The sequence below is a fragment of the Epilithonimonas sp. 33E genome, assembly GCF_059372615.1.
Map to the genome: position 1 here is coordinate 3,665,316 of NZ_CM182009.1, position 23,263 is coordinate 3,688,578.

Consider the following 23,263-nt stretch of genomic DNA (forward strand, 5'->3'; position numbering starts at 1 on the left):
AAATCCTTTTTGCTTTTTTGCTAAAAAGTAAAAAGATTGGGAGCGGAAGGCGGAAATAGCTGCCATAATTATTCTAACAAAATTAATGGAAAAGATACCAAACCACACCTAAATTAAGACGAAAATCGTAAATCGGGTAATCTGGAGCCGTGAAAGATTTATTCTGCATAAAAGTCTGGTTGATGTGCTGTCCTTCCACATAGAAAAACATTCTCTTTACTTTCATATTAATGTAAACATCAGCAATCGGCTGACCTCCAATAGAATAAGAATTAGCCCCCGGCAGAATATACTCGTTAAGAATTGGCGAAAATTCCCGTGACGCAAATTTGGTAAAGTAGTACAATTTCACTCCAGCCTGGATTTCTGCTGCTTTTTTGAATGCAGGGGTCTGATAATAAATATTTAATCTTCCGATAAAATCGGGCATTGGCAAAAGATTATCGTTGGTCAAAGCTTTTTGAAACAGTACTCTTCCGTTCAAGTGAAATCTCTTATAATTGGCTGTTGCATCTCCTCCAATCTGAGAAATATTAAGTGAAGACGAACTTTGTTGTGGTTTTGCCGAATTATCAAAATAGGTATAATTGTCAATTCTGTAATAATCTACAAAAAGCTGCGTGTTGAACCATTTTGCTAATCTCAGAGTTCCGCCGATTTGAGTAACAGCTTCGTTGTTAGGGTTTTGCAGATAATAGTTGTAGTTGAGATAATGTGAAGAATTGACCAAATAATTAAAACTCGGATAAGCGGACTGGAAGTTAATTCTGCCTTCTATCAAATAGTCTTTAATCGGTTCAAAAACCAGTTCGTTGGTGGTTTTGATGTAATTTTCGAACCCTGAACCTTTGGAAATTTCTAAGAAAGACTTCAGTTGAATCTTATCTAGCAATTTGATTTGTAAATTCCCCACTGCTCCAAATCTCTGTTCTTTGAAATAACCCGGAATTTGTAACAATGGAAAAGCATTTTTGTTCCCGAATGTGATGTACTGATGTCGGAATCCTGCATCCAACTTGAATTTCTCATTATCCCAAACCAAGCTGAAAGTGTTGCTAAGATTGTTGGAGAACTTTTTATTAGTTAATGGAAATCCTGAAATATCTATTCCACCAAAAAAATCTACATCCGAAGCCGTTTCTGAGAAATAATATTTATTACCCTGATGATAAATCGTATGTCTTAGCTTGAATGGATATTTTGTTGGATCAAAAGGTGCGAACTCCTGACTGAAATAATATCTTCTGTAAGAATATCGGGATTCGGCGCCCGATAAATTGGTTTCGAGGTTCTGACGGTTATTAAATCTGGAATCCCCACTTAAAAACACGTTCAAATCTGCAACTCCCCCATTTTCCTGATTGTTCACATTCTGATGGATGTAATGGGCATAGGCTTCATATTTGTTATTCTTAGAAATATAATGCCCACTAAAAATGGTATTATTACTCGAAGCCAAACTATTCCGGTAAAGTCCCTGAGACCTTAATCCCATATACTCTATGGCAAAATTGAAATTCTTTCCTATATTCTGAGTATAAGTTGTATGCAACTGTCCTCCGTTTTTCATTGCGTTGTTATAGAAAAATGTGGTTGTCGGTGTTTTTACGTCATAATAGTTGATATCATTTTCCCCTAAAAGATAAAACGATTTGTTTTCAGGAAGGAGTGTCAGATTCTGTTCCGAGTTTTTTTCATAGGCTAAATTCTGAAATCCCGAACCGATATTGGCATACTGAATTTTTCCGAAATTATCCTTTTTGTTATACTGGGTTACAACATAAGATTTCTGAATCGCAAAAGTGGTGTCAAAAATTTTCTTTTCTGAAAATCTTTTCTTGACCTGATAATCGTATATGGTCGGCTTGTATATCTCTAATGAATCTTTCTCCCCAGAGTCTATTTTCAATGTATCTGAAGGCAGCTTATTAGAGTCGGTTTTGTTGACTTGTTGTGCATTAATCAAAACACAAAAAACAAGGAACAGTATTGATAAATATTTCATCAAGAAAATTTGAGTACAAAAGTAGTAGTTATTTTTTTATTGCAATCAAGATTTTAACAACTGCACTTTTGCAATATTAAAAGAAAAAGCAAACATTAGTTCATCAAAATAAATATATTTGTATTTAACAATCAAAAATCATTAAAATGAAAAAAATAATAGTATTTGTGGCTATAATAAGTAATCTTAAAGTATATTCCCAGTCACAGCCAGCAATTATGAGAATGTTAGATTCTGATCCTAGAATATCCACAGCATTAAGAAATAATAATGTATATGACCCTAACAAAAGCAATAATACTATTACCGGTAATCCTTATAGTACTACTGAATTTTTAGCTGGAAACATCAAAAGCTTAAATACGAATATTACGTTTAAATATAATGCTTATAAAGATGTAATTGAATTTAAGGATGGTAACAACATTTATGAATTACCCAAAGATGTCATCTATTCCCCTATAGTTTTAAATGACAACACAAAATTTATTTTAGAAAATAACAACGATGGAAATTTTAGTTACTATTTAGAATTATATAATAATAATAATGTCGCACTTTTAAAGAAGTATAAAGTAAATTTAATATCTGCGAAGCCAACAGATGGATATAGAGAAGCTACAGCTCCAAAATTCTCATCTCTTAAATTTGATTATTATTTGAAGATAAATAATAAAATATCTGAATTTCCAAAAAACAAAAAAGATTTACTCTCAAATAACTATCCAAACAATAGTTCATTAGAACAATTTGTGAAAAAAAACAACTCTTATATTAAAGACGAAGATGCATTAAAAGAAATAGTAAAAATAATTTCTGAATAAATATAAGTAACAAAAAAAATCCGAAGGATATCTTCGGATTTTTTTACTATTCTAAAACTGCTATGGCGTAGTTTTATAACCTGGGTTTTGTTGTATTAATTGATTAGCTTGTAATTCTGTTCTTGGAATTGGTAAAGTAAATCTATAATCATCTGTTGGTATTGAGGTAGGAGCATCTTTAGTAAAATCATCAACAATGCTTCTATCTATTGCCATTCCTGTTGTTAGACCTAATCTTTTTAAATCCACATATCTATGTCCTTCAAAGCAAAGTTCTGCTCTTCTTTCTAATAATATATCAATCAGAGCATCTTTTGCAGATGCATAAACCGGTAAAGTTGTTATCCCTTTATAGCTTCTTGCATCTCTTACTGACTTTATATATCCTGCGGCAACTGGAAGATTATTTTCGGCTACAGCACATTCAGCAAGAATAAAGTACATCTCGGATAATCTAAAAACTTTCACATCATTTCTAAGTATAAATCCAGTTTTCCCCGGGTATTTATCAATCACCAAAGCATCATCTCTTCTATAATCTGTTATAGTCAAATAATTCGCATTAATTCTTGAAGTTGGATCAATATAGGCATACTTTCTTATATCCCCAAATTTATTGTCTAAAATATTGAATAAATTTCTACCCATATCATAATTGGAACCACTAACAGTCGATGAATTAGTAGCGAATAGCGCAGCTATATTTTCCCATGTCCCTACTGTAGGCCTACTTAAAGAAAATATTACTTCTCCCCTATCTGTATCTTGTAACATCCTTGTATAAGGATTTGTAGTACTATATGAGTTTATGCTTCTATGCCAATTATTACCATAAGTACTCTCTGGCTGTGTAGCTGTTGGTGTAGGTACTGGAGTAGCAAGCGTTAATTTCAAACCAGATTCTGAAATAACTTTTTGGGCATATTGTTTTGCCAAATCATATTTTTTTGTATAAAGATAATATCTCGCTTTTGTTGCATAGACCATTGATTTGGTAACAAAATAGCGAGAGTTATATCTGTCACCATTTGTTAGAAGATTATTTTCAGCAAAATTAAGATCAGATTCGATTACATTATAAATCTCCAAATTATTACTTCTTGTTAATTGTTCTGAAAAATCAGGAATATGATCTAGTAATATAACTCCTAAGGCATTTGGATTAGAAATATCTGTAGAATAATAAGATAATAATTGTAAATAAGCAAAAGCTCTAAGAGCTCTACCTTCTGCTAAATATGAATTATATGCTGGTAACTCTGCTGACGAAGGAGTTATCTTTTTAGCACCTTCTAAAAGTCTCACAACTCTATTTATAATATAATAATTGTTTCCCCAAATACCAGAAGCTTCCGGCGTTGTAGTATCTAAATAAAACTGATGAATCCCTGTTCCAAAAGAAGAGTTAGATGGTCCAATTCCCACTTCATCCGTAAACAATGAAGTAAAACTAATTTGATCGGTGATAGATAGACCATTATAAATATCTCCATCTAATACTCTTTGTAAATCAGAAGTTGTTTTATATACATTTTCATTTGATAATTCCCCTTCTTGAATAATATCCAATGCATCACTACATGATGTAATAGAATTTATTGTTAATGAGAATAAAAATAATTTTATAAAATATTTTTTCATTTTTTTTTTTTTAAAATTCAAAGCTTGTTCCAACTGAAATAGTTCTTGGATTAGGATAACTTCCAAGAGGAAAAGTTCCTAAACCTTCTGGATCATATCCATTATATTCTTTCCTCCATAGATACAAGTTCTCACCTTGTACGAAAATTTTAAGATTTTTAACAAATGCTTTATCTGAAAATCTCTTGGGTAAAGAATAGCCTAATGTTAATGATTTAAATCTTATAAAAGATGCATCTCTCAAAAATCTATCAGATGTCGAACTATTATCTGATCCTTTTAGAACATCCCAACTTGGTATATCTGTGTATTTATTCTCTGGTGTCCAAGCATTTAGTAAGTGGCTAGAAACATTAAATCCATCCATCGCATAACCTTGTCCTAAATATGCCCAATATTCCTGATTATCTGTTCTATAATAATCGGCTTGAAATGAGAATAATGTATCCAAGAAGAAACCTTTATAATCTACATTGAAACCAAAACCACCGATATAGGCTGGAAAATAATTTTTTCCAGTTGCTCTCCTATCAGCTTCTGTAGGATTGTTAGTGGTAATATTTCCATTAATATCCATATATCGCATTTTCCCAGTTTCAGGATCTATTCCCATATAAGGGACAACATTCCATTGATAAACAGTACCTCCTACCTGATTAATTAGTGAACCCGTTAACAAAGGAATTTGAAGATCTGTAATAGTATTTTTATTATATGATCCATTTGCAAAAACAGATAAGTTAAAATTTTCTTTATTAAAAACTTTATACCTTAATAATAGTTCTATACCCCTATTTCTTATTCCTCCTAAATTACCATTATATTCATACAAACCATTTACAGCAGAAACTTGTATATCTGTAAATAATTTTGATGTTTGTTTATTATAAATATCAATATTACCTTCTAACCTCCCTTTTAATGTTCTAAAATCGATTCCAATATTTGCTTGTGCAATTTCTTCCCATTGTAATTCCGAATTACCAAGTTGTGAAAGATAGAAACCTGAAGCTCCATTATTATAAACTGGATTAGTAGTACTATTTACAGACATTACATCTCTAATAAGATTTGGAGCAACTAATAATGCATTAGCCCCATATGTGGGTGCTACAACATTCTGATTCCCTTGTGTTCCGTAAGATGCTCTTAATTTAAGCATTTGAAATGGTGAGTTTCGCATGAAATTCTCTTGATCAATATTCCATCTAGCTCCTACAGACCAAAATGTACCCCATCTATAGTCTGAAGAAAATCTATATGTGCCATCTCTTCTTATAACACCACTTAAACCGTACTTACCGGCATAATCATAATCCAATGTTGCAAAATACGCTAATGATCCAGCATTTACTTTTTGTGCACTTACTGTGTTTTGATATCTTATAGTTGTACCATCTATCATTGTTGCGACATATCCTTTACCTGTACCCCTGCTCCATACACGCGGATCTAGACCGTCATGATTCTGAGAATTATACAAATAATGAACTTTAGTGTATTCTAGATATCCTCCAAGATCTAAAGAATGATTATCCCCGAATTCAATAGAATAATTTGTGCTTGTAACAGAATTAAAATTAAGCTCTCTACTATTATATAATTGTTCATTACCGCCAAAAGGCATATTACCATTAGAGAGCTTATTATTATAAGCCACAATTAAAGCTAAAAATCCATTAGGATCTCTTCCAGCATTTCCATTGGTAATTTTATAGTCTAATCCTGATCTGTTTGTCACACTCCACTTATCCGTCAGTTTATAAGAAACTGTTGTTCCTGTGAAAATATTAGTGTCTTGAATCTGATGAAAAACACTCCTGTTTTTAAGAATATCTTGAAGGACATATACAAAATCACCTCTATTATAATTTGGATTAATTGTTTGATTTTGAGTTAGAATATTAAATAGTTCTTGTCCAGTATTGGCTATACTAGATGGAGTTGAAGGATTACCCATAAGGCCACCTAGTAGAGGATTTTGTAAAATAAAATTACTAATATCCTGAGTTTCTTCATTTAATTGATTACGTTTAGAATATGCCAAACCTAATTGTACACTATAATTAAATTTATTATTACTAGATTTACCCGTAATATTATTTCTGAAGGTCATTCTTTGAAAATTTGTAGACGGAACCATACCTCCTTGATTTAAATAACCCAAAGAAGAATATACACTTACATTCTCTCCTCCAAAAGTTGCATTCAGATTATGCTGTTGAACCAAATCAGGTCTAAAAAACTCTTTGTTCCAATTAGTATTAATCGGATAATTAGCTATTTCATCATCAGTCATAGCTACAGCTTCGGTAACTCCTAATTTTTTTTGAATAGTTAAAAACTCTTTTGCATTAGCTAAATGATATCTATTCGAAGGAAGTACGCTTATTCCAGTTGTAGCATTATAACTAAATGAAAGTGGCGAGTTAAATTTACCCCCTTTTGTTTTAACAATTATAACCCCATTAGCACCCCTATTTCCATAAATTGATGTTGCAGCAGCATCTCTAAGTATACTAACTGTATCAATATCTTCAGGATTTAAATTTCTAAATTGGTTTGCATTTGTAGGCACTCCATCAATAACGATAAGTGGATCTGTACTTGCATTAAGCGAGGATACTCCTCTGATGACAACATCTATTTTAGCAGAACCTGGAGATCCTGAACTGGAAGCAATTGTTACCCCTGGTGCTGAACCTTGTATAGAATTTAAAAAAGATGCATTTGGTCTATTTTCCAACACTTCAGAAGAAATTGTTGTATTAGCTGTAACATCTTTAGGTTTAGTAGTAACTTTACTATACCCAAGCACCACCACTTCTTCTATATCCGTTTTAGTCGAAGCAGTATCATTTTTTGTTTTTTGAGCTATTAGATCATGTCCAGTAAAGAACATAACACCAATTGTCAACAATCGTAATTTTACATTCATATTAACACTATTTTATTTTAGGCAACAAATATGTTAAAAATTACTAATATTTGCAAATTTTTATTTTAAATATTGAAAAAAATATATTTTTTTAATAAAGTAAGCGTTCGTTTTAGTGTTAATAAAAAAAAACACCTTCAATATTGAAGGTGTTTTTTTTATATTATTTTTAAATTATTTTTAAATTATTTTTAAATTATTTTTTAATTATTTTTTTAGTCTCAGATTTTTGTCCATCAGTAATAGTAACCACATATGTTCCTTTTACAAAATTAGATAAATCATATGAATCTTGAGATTTAAAAGACTTTATTAATTTTCCAGAAGCATCGGATATGTTAACATTTATTTTTGATGCATCATATCCTTTAGCGTCAATTTTAAGATAATTAACTACTGGATTAGGATAAAGTGTCACTAAATTTTTGACATTAGATAAATTATCTACACCTAAAGACTGTGAAGATTTAAAAATGCCTGTCCCTTGAGCAGCATTAGAGAATCCACCAGAAAAACAAGTAACATCATCAAAGCATTTAACCCCTACATGCTGTACTCCTGTATCTATCTGAGTCCATGTTGTCCCATTATCTAAACTTTTCCAAGATCCAGCGGTAGTAGAGTTTGCTGTTGTTGCAATAAGTATATTAGTATTTGGAATATAACTAATCGCAGTAATATTACTAGCAGCAGTAATTCCAGAATATGTAACCTGAGACCAATTTGTCCCATCGGTTGTTCTGTATAATGCTAAAGCTGTAGGTGTTGTTCCACTAAATGTTTTTCTAAAAACAAGCCCTTTAGTGGGAGAACTAAAAGTCATCAATCCATTATTTGCTGCAGAACCAAAATCAGTTACAAATCCTGCTGGCAAAGCAACACTCCAAGTAAGCCCCTTATCTGTTGATTTAAGAATTCTACCTTTATTAGTATAGAAAAAAACGGTATCACCTACATAAGTATAACCTCCAGTATAGCCATACTCCGAAGATAGTGGAGCCGGTATGTTAGAGGAAGGCACTCTTGTCCAGTTTGATCCACCATCAGATGTAGTGAATATCTCAAAATAACCCGAAGAAGGATCACTCATAAAGACCCCATTGTTAGCATCAAAAAAATGAGTCCAATTATTCCAAGATTCTGCAGATGTAGCAGCAACCTGAAAATCCCAAGATTCACCACCATCGGTAGTTTTATAAACTCCTCCAGTTCCATCAGCCTCCCTAGATGTCATAACCCAAGCAGTATTAGAATCAACCCCTACAATGTTTTGAATAACTAAGCTTGGATCTCCCAATTCAATTAATCCAGGAGTCCATAATGCCCCGCCATTACTTGTTTTTGTAAACTCCTGAAGATCAGCAATCTGCCCTGTACCATCATATGCAAAAGCCCAAACAGTATTCCTATCTTTAATATGAATCCCTGAAATCCCTCTACTATCTTCAGTAAAACCAGTATATTGAGGAGACCAATATTGTGCCGCAACACTGCTTGCTAACATTAAAGTAGCGCATGAAAGTAAAATTTTTTTCATAATATTTCTTTTTATGTAATTACTATTAGACAAAGATGTTAAAAAAAATTAATATTACAAAAAATTTAAACATCAAGGTGTTAACATTAAGACCATTATTTTAGAAAAAAAACAATGTTTGTCAATAAAATTTTGCGATTTTAAAAATATAAAATTAAAATTTTATATTTTTAACAGTAATAGCACATGTCATGACTCACCATAATCACAACAGTTAAATATCTATTTGGAATTATTATAAATAGTAAAAACCAACAAGTTGGTTTCTACTATTTTGTCTTATTTCAACTTTTTCTTAACAGCTACTTCTTCGTAGACTTCAAGAATATCGCCGACTTCTATGTCGTTATAGCCTTTGATATTAAGACCACATTCATAACCTTTGGTTACTTCTTTAACATCGTCTTTGAAACGCTTCAAACTTTCCAGTTCACCATCGAATTTCACAATGCCATCTCTTAAAAGTCTAATCTTAGAATTTCTGGTTACTTTTCCTGTAAGAACCATACAACCAGCAATTGATCCAACCTTAGAAATCTTGAACACCTCTCTGATCTCAACATTACCAATAACTTGTTCTTGTATCTCCGGAGAAAGTAATCCTTCCATCGCTTCCTTAACCTCATCAATTGCTTTATAGATAATAGAGTAAGTTCTGATTTCAACTTCTTCTTTATCAGCAATATCTTTTGCATTAACACTAGCTCTTACATTAAATCCGATAACAATCGCATCCGATGCTGCAGCTAATAGAATATCACTTTCTGTAATCTGTCCAACACCTTTGTGAAGGATGTTAACCTGAATTTCCTCAGTTGACAATCTCTGTAACTGATCAGACAATGCCTCTACAGATCCGTCCACGTCACCTTTAAGAATAATATTCAATTCTTTGAAATCTCCTAAAGCGATACGACGTCCAATCTCATCCAACGTAAGATGTTTCTTAGTTCTGATAGATTGTTCACGTTGAAGTTGTTCTCTCTTATTAGCAATAGTCTTCGCTTCTCTTTCGTCAGCAAAAACCCTGAATTTATCACCCGCAGTTGGCGCTCCGTCCAAACCAAGAATGGTAACAGGAATTGATGGTCCTGCTTTTTCCATTGGTTTACCTCTTTCGTCCAACATAGCTTTCACTTTACCGTGATTTTTCCCAGCAAGTACATAATCACCAACAGTTAAAGTTCCATTTTGAACTAACATTGTAGCAACATATCCACGACCTTTATCCAAAGCTGCTTCAATGACTACTCCACTTGCTTGTTTGTTTGGATTGGATTTCAATTCCAAAAGTTCAGCTTGTAAAAGAACCTTTTCTAATAACAACTCAACATTGTTACCAAATTTAGCTGAAATTTCTTGCGCTTGAACATTTCCACCCCATTCTTCAACCAATACATTCATAGCAGAAAGCTGCTCTCTGATTTTATCAGGATTAGCATTTGGCTTATCCACTTTGTTGATGGCGATAATCATAGGAACGCCAGCAGCCTGTGCGTGCGCAATAGCTTCCTTGGTTTGTGGCATTACGTCATCATCGGCAGCCACTACAATAATCGCAATATCGGTAACTTGCGCACCTCTCGCTCTCATCGCTGTAAAGGCTTCGTGACCTGGTGTATCTAAGAATGTAATTCTTTGTCCATTTTCCAGCTTCACATTATATGCACCAATGTGCTGAGTAATTCCTCCGGATTCACCGGCAATAACATTTGTTTTTCTAACATAATCCAGCAATGATGTTTTACCGTGGTCAACGTGTCCCATCACTGTTACGATAGGTGCTCTTGGCAACAAATCTTCTTCTGCATCCGGTTCTTCTTCGGCTGCAGCCTCTTCGATGTCAGCATCCGAGAATTCGATTTTATAACCAAATTCGTCAGCTACCAATGTTAAGGTATCAGCTTCCAAACGCTGGTTCATTGTTACCATCACGCCTAATGAGAAACAAGCAGAAATAACTTCTGTTGCACTTACATTCATTAATGAAGCCAATTCACTTACTGTAATGAATTCTGTAACTTTTAAAGTTCTGTCTTGTGCGTCGATCTCTTGTTGAAGCTCGTCTTGCTCTCTTCTCCAGGTTCTCTTTTCTTTTCTATGTTTGGAACCTTTAGACTTACCTCCTTTGTTAGTCAGTTTTTCTAAAGTTTCTTTAATTTGATTTTTAACCTGCTCATCCGTAAGTTCAACCGGCATTACACGAGCTTGGCCTCTGTTGTTTCCACCACGGTTGTTGTTATTGCCTCGGTTGTTATTATTTCCGCCACGGTTTCCGCCTTGGTTATTGCTACCTTGGACCTGCGGACGGTTTTGACCGCCTTGGCCTGGTCTGTTTCCTCCTCCTTGCTGATTGTTACCTTGACCCGCATTATTCTGTCCTGGAACATCCTTAGTAATACGCTTTCTTTTCTTTTTGGCCGCGTTATTATTAGAATTACCAGAAGGTTTTGGTTTGTTAAACTGAGAAAGATCTACAGTTTGTTTCAAAATTTTTGGTCCGTCTAATTTTTGATAAACCGTTTCAATTTTTTGAGGTTCATCTGATTCTGGAGCAGAAGTTGCAACAGGTTCAGGTGCTTTTTCAACTTTCGCTTCAGGTTTTTTTTCTTCCTGAACGGCTGGAGCTGGCGTTTCTTTAACTTCTTCTTTTTCTTTAGAAGCTTTTGGTTTGTTGCTTTCAAGTTTTGATAAATCAATTTTATCCAAAACTTTGAACTCTTGCTTCTCCTCCTTCTTTATAATTTCCGGCTTTTCCTCATGAACCTTTTCCTGTACTGGTTCTACTGGAGCTACCTCTTCAGACGGTTTTGCAGGATTAAGATCTATTTTTCCTAGAACCTTGGTTTCAGGTTTTAGATTTGCTTTGGCTCTTATTACCTCAGGAGCTTTTTCTTCAATTGCTAATTTTTCATCAGGAACTTTAGAAATCACTACCTCATGAGAAGCTTTTCTTTGTTCTCCATCTTTTCGGAACTCAGCTTCCAATGCAGAAAATGCCTGGTCTTCTAATAGAGCGTTAGGATTACTGTCCACAGCTATGCCTTTGCTCTGGAGATATTCCACAGCTCTGGGTATAGATATGTTAAGTTCTTTAACGGCTTTATTTAATCTTATTTTTGGCATAAATATTAATTTGCTTTTGGCTTTTAGCGTTTTAAGCTTTTAAGCTTCTATTTTTCTTTTTATTAAGTTATTTGATTCTCAGAATTAATTCTGAAATAAATTTCAATCTTATTCTAATTCTTCTCTTAGAATATTTTTCACTTCTTCAATTGTTTCCTCTTCCAGGTCAACAATATTCAGCAACGCTTCTGTATCTTTATCAAGAACACTTCTTGCCGTATTCAATCCGACTTTTTTGAACTCATCGATAATCCAAGATTCGATCTCGTCATTGAATTCTACCAATTCAACATCATCATCTTCCGAAGTTTCTCTGTAAACATCGATCTCATATCCTGACAACCATGATGCCAATTTGATATTCTGACCTTGTTTACCTATCACTTTAGAAATCTCGTCAACCGGTGTATAAACCAAAGCATAATTAGTTTCCGGATTAACCTCAATCTTGTTAATTGTAATGTTTCCTAAAGCTCTTTTCACAAGAATCTCAGGATTCTTAGACCATTGGATCACATCGATATTTTCGTTTCTTAATTCTCTTACAACCCCGTGGATTCTTGAACCTTTCACACCCACACAAGCTCCAACCGGATCAATTCTGTCATCATAAGCATCTACGGCAATCTTCGCTTTTTCACCTGGGATTCTAACTACTTTTTTCAAGATAATTGTTCCATCCTGGATTTCTGGAATCTCAAGTTCCAATAATTCTTCAAGGAATTTAGGCGCTGTTCTGGAAACCATAATCTGAGGTTTTGATCCTCTGAAATCCACACTTTCCACAATCGCTCTTACATTATCACCTTTTTTGAAAAAATCAGAAGGGATTTGATTTTCTTTTGGAAGAATGAATTCATTCCCTTCATCATCCAACAAAATCACATGCTTGTGACGGATATGGTGAACCTCTCCAACTACCAATTCTCCAATCTTGTCACGGAACTGATCATATAAAGCAGCATTAAAATGCTCCTGGATTTTTGTAGCCAAGATCTGTTTAAGTGTTAAGATATTTCTTCTTCCTAATTTGGATACAGGAATCTCTTGCGTATATTCTTCACCTACTTCAAAAGTCGGGTCAATTTTTCTAACTTCAGAAATCTCGATTTCCAGGTCATCATCCTCAGACATCTCATCTTCAACAATCACTTTGTTCAAAAAGATCTGAAAATCTCCTTTATCAGGATTCACAATCACATCAAAATGGTCATCAGAATCATATCTTTTTCTAAGAAGAGTCTTAAGAGAATCTTCGATAATAGCCATTAAATCTATTTTGCTGATATTTTTTATTTCTTTAAAATCACCAAAGGCTTCTATTAAAGCTAAATTATCCATATTTATATTTATAAATGATAATTGATGATTGATAATTGATCGTATAACAAGTCAATATCTTTCATCATATTGTTAAAATTTTATTACTACTAATGCTTTTTTGATTTCGGAATAAGGAATCTCTTTATCTTCAACCACATCTTCTTTTCCTTTTCCAATTAATTTAGGTCTTCTGTATTCTAGTCGGATTACAATTTTTTCTTCATCCACATTCACCAATTCTCCTTCAACTTTGGAATCATCACTTAACAATATATCAATTGATCTTCCAATATTCTTTCTGAATTGTCTTGGAAATTCCAATGGCTCACTCAATCCAGCAGACATTACCTGCAAACTAAAATCGTGCTCTTCACGATCCATATTAAATTCAATTGCCCTGCTTGCATCCAAACAATCCTGAAGCGTAACACCATTGTCACCATCCAAAATCACTGTAATATCCGAAGATGCAGAAATTTTAAGATCTACTAAAAAAAGATCCGGTCTTGTTAAAAGAAACTCGTTGAGTAAACGATGTATTTCCGTTTTAAAATCCATAATTATCACCAGCTAATTATATCTACGAAAAAAGGCATTCTTGCGAAAGCCTTCCCATTTTTCCCGTAAATCTTTTGCAAAGATAATTATTTTTTCTTTAATATACAAGAAACCAATTATTTCAATTATACATACTGCAAGTAATTTTTTCTTATTTTTGCCAGAATTTTAAAACTTATTCTTTGTGAATATTACAATTGTTGGAACCGGATATGTTGGGCTGTCTAATGCTGTTTTGCTAGCACAACATCATAATGTGATTGCCCTGGACATTATTCCGGAAAAAGTTGAAATGCTCAATAATAAGCAATCTCCAATTGATGACCCCGAAATTACGGAATTTCTAAAAACCAAAAATCTGAATCTAAAGGCAAGTCTTGATAAAGACGAGGCCTATAAAAGTGCGGACTTTATTATAGTAGCCACCCCAACAGATTACGATCCTTCTACCAATTACTTCGACACCAGTAGTGTTGAAAATGTGATAAAAGAGGTTAAAACCAATAACCCAAAAGCAGTTGTCATTGTAAAATCTACTGTACCTGTTGGCTTTACAGAAAATCTGAAAAAAGATTTAGAGTTTGACAATATTATATTTTCTCCGGAATTTTTGAGGGAAGGAAAAGCACTTTACGATAATCTCTACCCATCGAGAATTATTATTGGTGAACAAAGTGAGCGGGCAGCGGTTTTTGCGGATCTTTTGAAAGAAGGCGCTATAAAAAAAGATATCCCCACTCTTTTTACCAATGCAACAGAAGCAGAAGCTATCAAATTATTCTCGAATACCTATTTGGCAATGCGTGTAGCTTACTTCAATGAGCTGGACAGTTATTCCCAAATCCATAGATTGGACAGCCGTCAGATTATAGAAGGTGTAGGACTGGATCCAAGAATCGGTTCTCATTATAATAATCCATCTTTTGGTTATGGCGGTTATTGTCTTCCAAAAGACACTAAGCAATTACTTGCTAATTATAATTCGGTTCCCAATAATCTTATCCAGGCTATTGTAGATGCTAATCGCACAAGAAAAGATTTTATTGCGGACTCTATTTTGGAAAAAAAACCAAAGAAAGTCGGTGTTTATCGATTAATAATGAAATCCGGATCAGACAATTTCCGGGCATCCGCAATACAAGGTATTATGAAAAGAATCAAAGCAAAAGGCGTGGAAGTAGTTGTTTATGAACCTGTTCTGAAAGAAGAAACTTTTTTCGGTTCGAAGGTTACTCGGGATTTAGATGCTTTTAAACTAGAATGTGACATTATCATATCCAACCGAAATACACCAGAATTGGAGGATGTAAAAGAAAAAGTATACACTAGAGATTTATTCGGAAACGATTAAAATTAAAAGTTATTTTTATAAAAACATTTATGAAGAATATTATCATAACAGGAGGAGCCGGTTTTATCGGGTCACACGTTGTAAGAGAGTTTGTAAAAAACAATCCTGAAACAACGATCATCAATCTTGACGCTCTTACCTACGCAGGAAATCTTGAAAACCTTAAGGACATTGAAAATGAGCCTAATTATGTTTTCGAAAAAGCCGACATCACCAAACCTGAAGAATTAAGAAAAGTTTTTGAAAAATATAACCCGGATGCGGTTGTGCATTTAGCCGCAGAAAGTCATGTGGACAGAAGCATTACCGATCCGATGGCATTTATCAACACAAATGTAAACGGAACCGCGAATCTTTTGAATCTTTGTAAAGAATTCTGGACATTAAATCCTGATCATACCCACGGAAGATTTCCGGACGAAAAAAGAACAAATCTTTTCTATCACGTTTCTACAGATGAAGTTTACGGAAGCTTAGGAGAGACAGGATTCTTTTTAGAAACAACAGCTTATGATCCGCAATCGCCATATTCAGCTTCGAAAGCAGCTTCCGATCATTTGGTAAGAGCTTATGGAAATACGTACGGAATGCCGTTTATTATTTCAAATTGCTCTAACAATTACGGTCCGAATCATTTCCCTGAAAAACTGATTCCTCTTTGCATTTCAAATATCATCAATGAAAGACCTCTGCCTATTTATGGTGACGGAAAATATACAAGAGACTGGTTATTCGTAATCGACCACGCAAAAGGAATCCACCAAATTTTCAATGAAGCTAAAACCGGCGAAACCTATAATATCGGAGGCTTCAACGAATGGCAGAATATTGATCTTGTAAAAGAACTGATCAAACAAATGGATGCAAAATTAGGAAGACCGGAAGGCTATTCTGAAAAGCTGATCACCTTTGTAAAAGACAGACCGGGTCACGACAAACGTTACGCAATCGATGCTACAAAACTTAATTCTGATCTTGGATGGAAACCGTCTGTAACGTTCGAAGAAGGTTTGGCAAAAACCATCGACTGGTATCTTGAAAATAAAGAATGGCTGGAGAATGTAACAAGCGGAGATTACCAGAAATATTACGAAAAGCAATACAATTAAATAACACAAGATGAAAGGTATAATTTTAGCCGGAGGTTCCGGAACAAGACTTTACCCTCTTACCATTGCCGTGAGTAAGCAATTGATGCCTGTTTACGACAAACCCATGATCTATTATCCGCTATCCACTTTATTATTAGCAGGAATTAAAGATATTTTGATAATTACAACTCCACATGATCAGGCAGGATTCGTTAAACTTTTAGGTGACGGTTCTCAAATCGGCTGTAATATTGAATATGTGGTACAACCAAGTCCTGATGGTCTTGCGCAGGCATTTATTTTAGGAGATCAATTTATCGGAGACGATGCGGCAGCATTGGTTTTAGGCGACAATATCTTCTACGGTTCCGAAATGGGAACTTTGCTTAAAAATAAGACAAATCCTGATGGAGGTGTAGTTTTCGCTTACCACGTTTCGGATCCGGAAAGATATGGTGTTGTGGAATTTGATGATGAATTTAAGGCCGTTTCTATTGAAGAAAAGCCTTTACAGCCAAAATCAAATTACGCTGTTCCCGGATTATATTTTTACGACAACGATGTTGTGGAAATTGCCAAAAACATTAAACCTTCTGCAAGAGGAGAACTTGAGATCACTGATGTGAACAATGTTTATCTTCAAAATGGAAAACTGGAAGTAGGAGTATTAGACAGAGGTACTGCTTGGCTCGATACGGGAACTTTCGATTCTCTAAATGATGCTTCCGAATTTGTAAGTGTGATTGAAAAAAGACAAGGCTTCAAAATTGGATGTATAGAAGAGATTGCTTTCAGGAACAAATTCATTAATGAAGAAAAACTTCTGGAAACAGCCGCAAAATATGGTAAAAGCGGATATGGTGAATATCTGAAAAACCTTATAAAATAAAACTAAATACAAGCACAAATGAGTGATTCTCATAAACATCAATGGACAGAAACGATAGAATCCAGTCATTCTCTTTTCGATCTTAATCTGAAAGAAGTTTGGCGCTACAAGGATTTGGTTTACATGTTCGTTAAAAGAGATTTTGTCTCCAGCTTTAAGCAGACTATTCTGGGACCAATTTGGTTTTTTATCAATCCCATTTTTACAACTATTGTTTATCTAATTGTATTTGGGAATATTGCTAAATTATCAACAGACGGAGCTCCTAAAATTTTGTTTTATCTCGCTGGAATTACTTTATGGAATTACTTCTCCAATTGTTTATCATCAACATCCAATGTTTTTACTGCTAATGCTGGAATATTTGGTAAAGTATATTTTCCTCGCTTGGTAATGCCAATTTCAATTGTTTTCTCAAATCTGATGAGATTAGGTGTTCAAATGTTACTATTCTTAGCAGTATTCATTTATTACCTATTTATTGGAGAAGTGCAACCTAATTGGTGGATAATTGCAACGCCTTTTTTAATTGCTCTGATGGCAATCTTCGCATTGGGATTAGGAATGATATTCTCTTCTTTAACAACCAAATATCGGGATCTTCAAATGCTTCTAAGCTTCGGGATCAGTTTGTATATGTATGCAACTCCGGTAATCTATCCTGCCTCCAGTTTGAAAGGAATTTTCAAGACGATAGCATTTTACAATCCATTAACAGGGATTTTTGAATGTTTCAAATATGCGTGGTTGGGAGTTGGAGATTTCAGTCCAATGATGTTATTAATAAGTACCATCATTATTTTTGCTGTTTTGGCAATCGGAACCGTAATTTTCAATAAGGTTGAAAAAGATTTTATGGACACCGTATAATTTAATCTATTTTTGTTCTTATAATCTTGAAACACAAAATGAAATCTATCGCAATAAAAGCAGAAGATATTTCTAAACAATATCGCCTTGGCCAAGTTGGAACAGGTACTTTATCTCATGACCTCAATCGTTTTTGGCATAAGGTAAGAGGAAAAGAAGATCCGTACTTAAGAATTGGGGAAGTCAATGACAGAACAGTAAAAGGGACAAGTGATTATGTATGGTCTCTAAAAGATATTAATTTTGAAATAGAACAAGGAGATGCTGTTGGTATTATTGGTAAAAATGGTGCCGGAAAATCGACTCTATTAAAATTGTTGAGTAAGGTCACTAAACCCACGACTGGGAAAATATATACCAATGGAAGAATTGCTTCATTATTAGAAGTGGGAACGGGCTTTCATCCTGAAATGACGGGCCGCGAAAATGTTTTCCTGAATGGCGCAATTCTCGGAATGACGAGAAAAGAAATCACGAGAAAATTCGATGAAATAGTAGATTTCTCAGGCGTAGAAAAATATATAGACACACCGGTAAAAAGGTATAGTTCGGGAATGTACGTGCGTCTCGCATTTGCTGTTGCGGCACATTTGGAATCAGAGATTTTGATTGTTGACGAGGTTTTGGCTGTTGGAGATATTGAATTCCAAAAAAAATGTCTTGGCAAGATGGATCAAGTAAATTCGGGAGAAGGCAGAACCGTCCTTTTTGTAAGTCATAATATGGGTGTTGTTAATTCTCTCTGCAGAAATTCTATATTACTAAAAAGTGGCCAAATAAATAGCATAGGGCCAACGTCCAAGGTTATACAAGATTACCTTAAGGTAAACGAAAGTGGTGTAGGGGAAGTTACAGATTATAGCATAGTTACAAATAAAATTGCAAAAATAAGAGCTCTGAGAATTCTCAATCAAAATAAAGAGATAGCGTCAGATATAGAAAATAGCAAACAAAATTTTATGGAAATTGAGTTTGAAATTTTTGAACCAAGTAAGGGATATGATGTAAGCTTTATGATTGAACATTTGGAATACGGGCCAATTTTCAGAAGTTGTTTTAAAGACATATTTCCACAAGAGCATCATAATCATCTATTTGAAAAAGGCCTCCACAAATATAGAATTCCATTACCTATGGATTATTTGAGAGAAGGAACCTACATCGCAAATGCAACAATTGTAATTCCTAAGATTAAGGGTTTAGATGATACTCAAAAAGATTTACAATTCACAATACTTGATACATGCAGCCCTGTATTAATTACCGGAGAGGGTAGAGTTGGTTCTATAATGCCTATTTTAGAATGGTCAAAAATTGAATAAGATGAAAAAATTCCTTAAAAGATTACGCCGTTCTTACGCAACGAGAAATGGAATTCCTTTGGATGAGAATCTTTTTTCTCCTCCACCAGTTGATTTTTCAGGGCAAGAAGCTTCTGACTTAGTATATGAACATCTTGTTTCTAATAAACCTGTTATGATTGCAAGATATGGCGGTACTGAGTTAGGTACTCTCAGCAATTATTTAGATATGCAAACACTTGTCATAATAAGACCAATTTTATATATTATCAATAAAATAGATCGTTTTTCTTGGGATGAACAATACAGAATATGGATGTCAGTTTATTCCGGATTTTATCCGAATGACAGAAAAAACATTATCAAATTTTGCAAGCTGTTTCTAAATGACATTAAAGAACTGGATGTTTTAGGTGCATGGCAGACTCGGGAAAGAAGGATTAAAAAACCTAAAAATGTAAAAACTATTCCTCTTTTGGATTTAGAACCTTATTATCATAAAAATCCTTGGAGCAGAGCATTAAAAGGAAAAAAGGTTTTAGTAATTCATCCTTTTGAAGAAAGTATAATAAACCAATATAAAAATCGGGAAAAACTATTTGAAAATCCCGATGTTCTACCAGAGTTCGAGCTTAAAACTATCAAAGCTGTACAAACTGTTGCTGGCAATAATCATGATACTTTCAATGATTGGTTTGAGGCTTTGGAGTATATGAAGAATGAAATCAATAAAACAGATTTTGATATAGCCATCATTGGATGTGGTGCTTATGGGTTTTCATTAGCCGCACATGTAAAAAGAATAGGAAAAAAAGCAGTACATTTAGGGGGGGCAACACAACTTTTATTTGGTATTATTGGTAAGAGATGGGAATCAGCTGATATATATAAAAAAAATTTCACTTTCAAAAATGATTATTGGGTTCGTCCTCTGGAGTCAGAAAAACCAAATAATTCAGAAAAAGTTGAAGGTTCTACGTATTGGTGATGTATGAAAAAAAAATTCATAACATATGGAAGCAATGCTTTTGTCCATTCTGCCAAAAGAATTATTGAAGAAGCTAAATCGTTAAATATATTCGATGAGACACAGCGCTATGATTTCGAAGACTTACCCTTATCCATACAATCTTCGCCTTTATTTTTAGATAAAAAAAAAGGTGGCTACTGGTTATGGAAAGCTTATGTTATATATGACAGTCTTTCAAAATTGAATGAAGGAGATATTTTAGTTTATTCAGATTCTGGAAATGAATTAAAAAACCCGGAGGGCTGGAAGATAGAATTCGAAATCCTGAATCATACGGATGCCATCTTCTACCAATATAGTGAAAACAAGGACTATGCTTTTAGCAAATTTAATCCTATTTTTAACGACAGTCCCAAACTTAAATATTGGATTAAAAAAAGTCTTAAAGAAGCATTTCTTCCAATTTTTGATAACAATGCATGGTTGGAAAAAAACAAATTAATGGCGGGATTCATTATTGTAAAGAAAACACCTGATACAATGATGCTAATAAAACAATGGTTAGATGTCATGGTCTTTCGTCCAGATTTAGTAGCAGACCCATTACTTTGTGAAAAACAAGAATCCGACTTTTCATCTCATCGTCACGATCAATCAGTTCTATCAATAATTGTTCGATTTTACGAGGATAAAATAAATATTAGGGTCAAAGATGAAATGAGCGAAGGTGATTATCCAAATCAAATCCTAAAAGCAAGTAGAAGATTGGACAAAGTTTCCGAAAGTGATTTTAAAACACAATTAAAAAAACTTTATTACAGAATAAAAAAATAATGGAAAAGAATTCCAAAATATACGTAGCTGGTCATCGTGGACTTGTAGGAAGCGCCATTTTAAGAGCATTGGAAAAACAGGGCTTTACCAATCTTATTACAAGGACTTCCAATGAGGTTGATTTGAGAGATTATAACCAGACTGCAGATTTTTTCGCACAGGAAAAACCAGAATATGTATTCCTGGCAGCAGCAAAAGTTGGCGGAATTCAGGCTAATAATACTTACAGAGCAGAGTTTCTCTATGACAATATGATGATCCAGAATAATGTGATTCATCAGGCTCATGTCAATAATGTGAAAAAATTACTGTTCTTAGGATCAAGTTGTATTTACCCAAAAATGGCACCTCAACCTTTGAAAGAAGACTCTCTTCTTACAGGAACTTTGGAACCGACAAACGAACCTTATGCGATTGCTAAAATTGCAGGAATCAAAATGTGCGATGCCTACAGGAGCCAATACAATTCTAATTTCATTTCGGCGATGCCAACCAATATGTATGGACCGAATGATAATTATGATTTGAATAACTCTCACGTTTTACCGGCTTTGTTGAGAAAATTCCACGAAGCGAAAGAACAGAATCATCCCGAGGTTGTTGTTTGGGGAACAGGAACTCCACTTCGCGAATTTTTACACTCCGATGATCTTGCAGAAGCTTGTATCTTTCTGATGCAGAATTATGATGATTTCGGACACGTGAACGTGGGAATTGGAGAAGACATCAGCATCAAGGATTTAGCTTTATTGGTAAAGAAAATTGTCGGTTACGAAGGTAATCTTGTTTGGGATACTTCAAAACCGGACGGAACACCACGAAAGTTGATGGATGTTTCCAAAATCAATGCAATGGGTTGGAAAGCAAAAATAGGTTTGGAAGAAGGTATCAGAGACGTTTATGAAAAAAAATTCAAAAACTACTAAATGAAAACGGCATTAATAACAGGAGTAACAGGACAGGACGGTTCTTATTTGGCAGAACTGCTTTTAGAAAAAGGCTATAAAGTTCACGGGATCAAAAGAAGAGCTTCTTCATTTAATACGCAAAGGATTGATCACCTGTATGTAGATCAGCATGAGAGCCACGTTAATTTTAAACTGCATTACGGCGACCTGACAGATTCTACCAATATTATCAGAATCATCCAGGAAGTTCAGCCAGATGAGATCTACAATCTTGGTGCAATGTCACATGTGAAAGTTTCATTTGACTCTCCGGAATATGTAGCCAATGTTGACGGAATCGGAACGTTGAGAATTCTGGAAGCTGTAAGAATTCTGGGTTTGGAAAAGAAAACCAGAATCTATCAGGCGTCGACTTCAGAACTCTATGGCGGTTTGGAGGAAAATAAAAATTCTGCCGGTTTTTATGATGAGAATTCTCCTTTCTATCCGCGTTCGCCTTATGGTGTTGCAAAGATCTACGGATTCTGGATCACCAAGAATTACCGCGAAGCTTATAATATGTATGCCTGCAACGGCATTCTTTTCAACCACGAATCCCCGAGAAGAGGCGAAACATTCGTAACCAGAAAAATTACAATGGCAGCGGCTGCAATTGCAAAAGGAAAACAGGAGGTTTTATATCTTGGTAACCTTGATGCTCAAAGAGACTGGGGACACGCCAAAGACTATGTAGAAGCCATGTGGAGAATTCTGCAGCAGGATGTAGCGGAAGATTATGTCATTGCAACCGGAAAAACGACTTATGTAAGAGATTTTGTAAGAATGGCTTTTGCAGAGGCTGGTATCGAATTGACATTTGAAGGTAAAAATGAAAACGAAGTGGCAAAAGTGGCCAAATGCAATCATCCGGATTATCAATTGGAGGCCGGAAAGGTTGTTGTGAAAATCGATCCTCAATATTACCGTCCGACAGAAGTTGATCTTTTAATTGGAGATCCTACAAAATCAAAAACAAAACTCGGTTGGGAACCAAAATATGATCTTGCAGGCCTCGTGAAAGAAATGATGCAGGAAGATCTGAAAATAATGTAGATCAA

At 34.3% G+C, this 23,263-nt stretch carries 17 protein-coding genes; 10 read left to right on the forward strand and 7 right to left on the reverse strand.

Annotation, left to right across the window (positions count from 1 at the left end; genetic code table 11):
- Positions 1-82 precede the first annotated feature (82 nt).
- Positions 83-2,005 carry a putative porin gene (locus AC5P2S_RS16865; RefSeq protein ID WP_494555693.1) on the reverse strand — a complete coding sequence of 641 codons (1,923 nt, stop codon included), beginning with the start codon at positions 2,003-2,005 and terminating at the stop codon, positions 83-85.
- Between the two features lie 146 nt (positions 2,006-2,151).
- Between AC5P2S_RS16865 and AC5P2S_RS16870 the strand changes: the two genes are divergently transcribed.
- On the forward strand, positions 2,152-2,829 hold the full coding sequence (locus tag AC5P2S_RS16870) for a hypothetical protein (RefSeq protein ID WP_494555694.1): 678 nt from the start codon (positions 2,152-2,154) through the stop codon (positions 2,827-2,829).
- 60 nt (positions 2,830-2,889) lie between these two features.
- Here the strand turns inward: AC5P2S_RS16870 and AC5P2S_RS16875 are convergent, their stop codons facing one another.
- The 6 genes from AC5P2S_RS16875 to rimP form a co-directional block, all read right to left on the reverse strand.
- Positions 2,890-4,470, reverse strand: a complete 1,581-nt coding sequence (locus AC5P2S_RS16875) for a RagB/SusD family nutrient uptake outer membrane protein (RefSeq protein ID WP_494555695.1) — start codon at positions 4,468-4,470, stop codon at positions 2,890-2,892.
- 10 nt (positions 4,471-4,480) lie between these two features.
- On the reverse strand, positions 4,481-7,408 hold the full coding sequence (locus tag AC5P2S_RS16880) for a SusC/RagA family TonB-linked outer membrane protein (protein WP_494555696.1): 2,928 nt from the start codon (positions 7,406-7,408) through the stop codon (positions 4,481-4,483).
- Between the two features lie 196 nt (positions 7,409-7,604).
- Positions 7,605-8,945 (reverse strand): T9SS type A sorting domain-containing protein, encoded by a 1,341-nt coding sequence (locus tag AC5P2S_RS16885; RefSeq protein ID WP_494555697.1) that lies wholly within the window; start codon positions 8,943-8,945, stop codon positions 7,605-7,607.
- 279 nt (positions 8,946-9,224) lie between these two features.
- Complete coding sequence (gene infB, locus AC5P2S_RS16890; RefSeq protein ID WP_494555698.1) at positions 9,225-12,071, reverse strand: translation initiation factor IF-2; 2,847 nt, start codon at positions 12,069-12,071, stop codon at positions 9,225-9,227.
- 108 nt (positions 12,072-12,179) lie between these two features.
- On the reverse strand, positions 12,180-13,412 hold the full coding sequence (nusA, locus tag AC5P2S_RS16895) for a transcription termination factor NusA (RefSeq protein WP_120212209.1): 1,233 nt from the start codon (positions 13,410-13,412) through the stop codon (positions 12,180-12,182).
- A gap of 72 nt (positions 13,413-13,484) precedes the next feature.
- Positions 13,485-13,952 carry a ribosome assembly cofactor RimP gene (gene rimP, locus AC5P2S_RS16900; RefSeq protein ID WP_283415991.1) on the reverse strand — a complete coding sequence of 156 codons (468 nt, stop codon included), beginning with the start codon at positions 13,950-13,952 and terminating at the stop codon, positions 13,485-13,487.
- Positions 13,953-14,136: 184 nt separating this feature from the next.
- Here rimP and AC5P2S_RS16905 point away from each other — a divergent pair, with 184 nt between their 5' ends.
- Genes AC5P2S_RS16905 through gmd form a run of 9 tightly spaced genes read left to right on the forward strand, consistent with a single transcriptional unit; the run spans position 14,137 to position 23,258 of the window.
- Positions 14,137-15,303, forward strand: a complete 1,167-nt coding sequence (locus AC5P2S_RS16905; RefSeq protein WP_494555699.1) for a nucleotide sugar dehydrogenase — start codon at positions 14,137-14,139, stop codon at positions 15,301-15,303.
- Positions 15,304-15,332: 29 nt separating this feature from the next.
- Positions 15,333-16,412, forward strand: coding sequence for a dTDP-glucose 4,6-dehydratase (gene rfbB, locus AC5P2S_RS16910; protein WP_494555700.1), 1,080 nt, complete (start codon positions 15,333-15,335; stop codon positions 16,410-16,412).
- A 10-nt stretch (positions 16,413-16,422) separates the two neighbouring features.
- Positions 16,423-17,283: a glucose-1-phosphate thymidylyltransferase RfbA gene (gene rfbA / locus AC5P2S_RS16915; RefSeq protein WP_283415988.1), complete on the forward strand. Its 861-nt coding sequence runs from the start codon at positions 16,423-16,425 to the stop codon at positions 17,281-17,283.
- An 18-nt stretch (positions 17,284-17,301) separates the two neighbouring features.
- Positions 17,302-18,153: an ABC transporter permease gene (locus AC5P2S_RS16920; RefSeq protein ID WP_494555701.1), complete on the forward strand. Its 852-nt coding sequence runs from the start codon at positions 17,302-17,304 to the stop codon at positions 18,151-18,153.
- A 38-nt stretch (positions 18,154-18,191) separates the two neighbouring features.
- Complete coding sequence (locus AC5P2S_RS16925; RefSeq protein ID WP_494555702.1) at positions 18,192-19,475, forward strand: ABC transporter ATP-binding protein; 1,284 nt, start codon at positions 18,192-18,194, stop codon at positions 19,473-19,475.
- A gap of 1 nt (position 19,476) precedes the next feature.
- On the forward strand, positions 19,477-20,442 hold the full coding sequence (locus AC5P2S_RS16930; protein WP_494555703.1) for a hypothetical protein: 966 nt from the start codon (positions 19,477-19,479) through the stop codon (positions 20,440-20,442).
- Positions 20,443-20,445: 3 nt separating this feature from the next.
- Positions 20,446-21,258 (forward strand): hypothetical protein, encoded by an 813-nt coding sequence (locus tag AC5P2S_RS16935; RefSeq protein WP_494555704.1) that lies wholly within the window; start codon positions 20,446-20,448, stop codon positions 21,256-21,258.
- A complete protein-coding gene (gene fcl, locus AC5P2S_RS16940; RefSeq protein WP_494555705.1) occupies positions 21,258-22,184 on the forward strand; it encodes a GDP-L-fucose synthase in 927 nt (308 codons plus the stop codon). Before AC5P2S_RS16935 ends, fcl begins: the two co-directional genes overlap by 1 nt.
- The gene (gene gmd / locus AC5P2S_RS16945; RefSeq protein WP_494555706.1) at positions 22,185-23,258 is read left to right on the forward strand and encodes a GDP-mannose 4,6-dehydratase; all 1,074 of its coding nucleotides are present in this window, start codon (positions 22,185-22,187) and stop codon (positions 23,256-23,258) included.
- Positions 23,259-23,263: the final 5 nt, after the last annotated feature.

Bases quoted from the DNA above. Each gene is read 5' to 3' on its own strand.
- rfbA (WP_283415988.1), top strand. From the start codon at position 16,423: ATGAAAGGTATAATTTTAGCCGGAGGTTCCGGAACAAGACTTTACCCT.
- gmd (WP_494555706.1), top strand. From the start codon at position 22,185: ATGAAAACGGCATTAATAACAGGAGTAACAGGACAGGACGGTTCTTAT.
- rfbB (WP_494555700.1), top strand. From the start codon at position 15,333: ATGAAGAATATTATCATAACAGGAGGAGCCGGTTTTATCGGGTCACAC.
- AC5P2S_RS16880 (WP_494555696.1), bottom strand. From the start codon at position 7,408: ATGAATGTAAAATTACGATTGTTGACAATTGGTGTTATGTTCTTTACT.
- fcl (WP_494555705.1), top strand. From the start codon at position 21,258: ATGGAAAAGAATTCCAAAATATACGTAGCTGGTCATCGTGGACTTGTA.
- AC5P2S_RS16930 (WP_494555703.1), top strand. From the start codon at position 19,477: ATGAAAAAATTCCTTAAAAGATTACGCCGTTCTTACGCAACGAGAAAT.
- AC5P2S_RS16920 (WP_494555701.1), top strand. From the start codon at position 17,302: ATGAGTGATTCTCATAAACATCAATGGACAGAAACGATAGAATCCAGT.
- infB (WP_494555698.1), bottom strand. From the start codon at position 12,071: ATGCCAAAAATAAGATTAAATAAAGCCGTTAAAGAACTTAACATATCT.
- AC5P2S_RS16935 (WP_494555704.1), top strand. From the start codon at position 20,446: ATGAAAAAAAAATTCATAACATATGGAAGCAATGCTTTTGTCCATTCT.
- rimP (WP_283415991.1), bottom strand. From the start codon at position 13,952: ATGGATTTTAAAACGGAAATACATCGTTTACTCAACGAGTTTCTTTTA.
- nusA (WP_120212209.1), bottom strand. From the start codon at position 13,412: ATGGATAATTTAGCTTTAATAGAAGCCTTTGGTGATTTTAAAGAAATA.
- AC5P2S_RS16885 (WP_494555697.1), bottom strand. From the start codon at position 8,945: ATGAAAAAAATTTTACTTTCATGCGCTACTTTAATGTTAGCAAGCAGT.
- AC5P2S_RS16875 (WP_494555695.1), bottom strand. From the start codon at position 4,470: ATGAAAAAATATTTTATAAAATTATTTTTATTCTCATTAACAATAAAT.
- AC5P2S_RS16870 (WP_494555694.1), top strand. From the start codon at position 2,152: ATGAAAAAAATAATAGTATTTGTGGCTATAATAAGTAATCTTAAAGTA.
- AC5P2S_RS16925 (WP_494555702.1), top strand. From the start codon at position 18,192: ATGAAATCTATCGCAATAAAAGCAGAAGATATTTCTAAACAATATCGC.
- AC5P2S_RS16865 (WP_494555693.1), bottom strand. From the start codon at position 2,005: ATGAAATATTTATCAATACTGTTCCTTGTTTTTTGTGTTTTGATTAAT.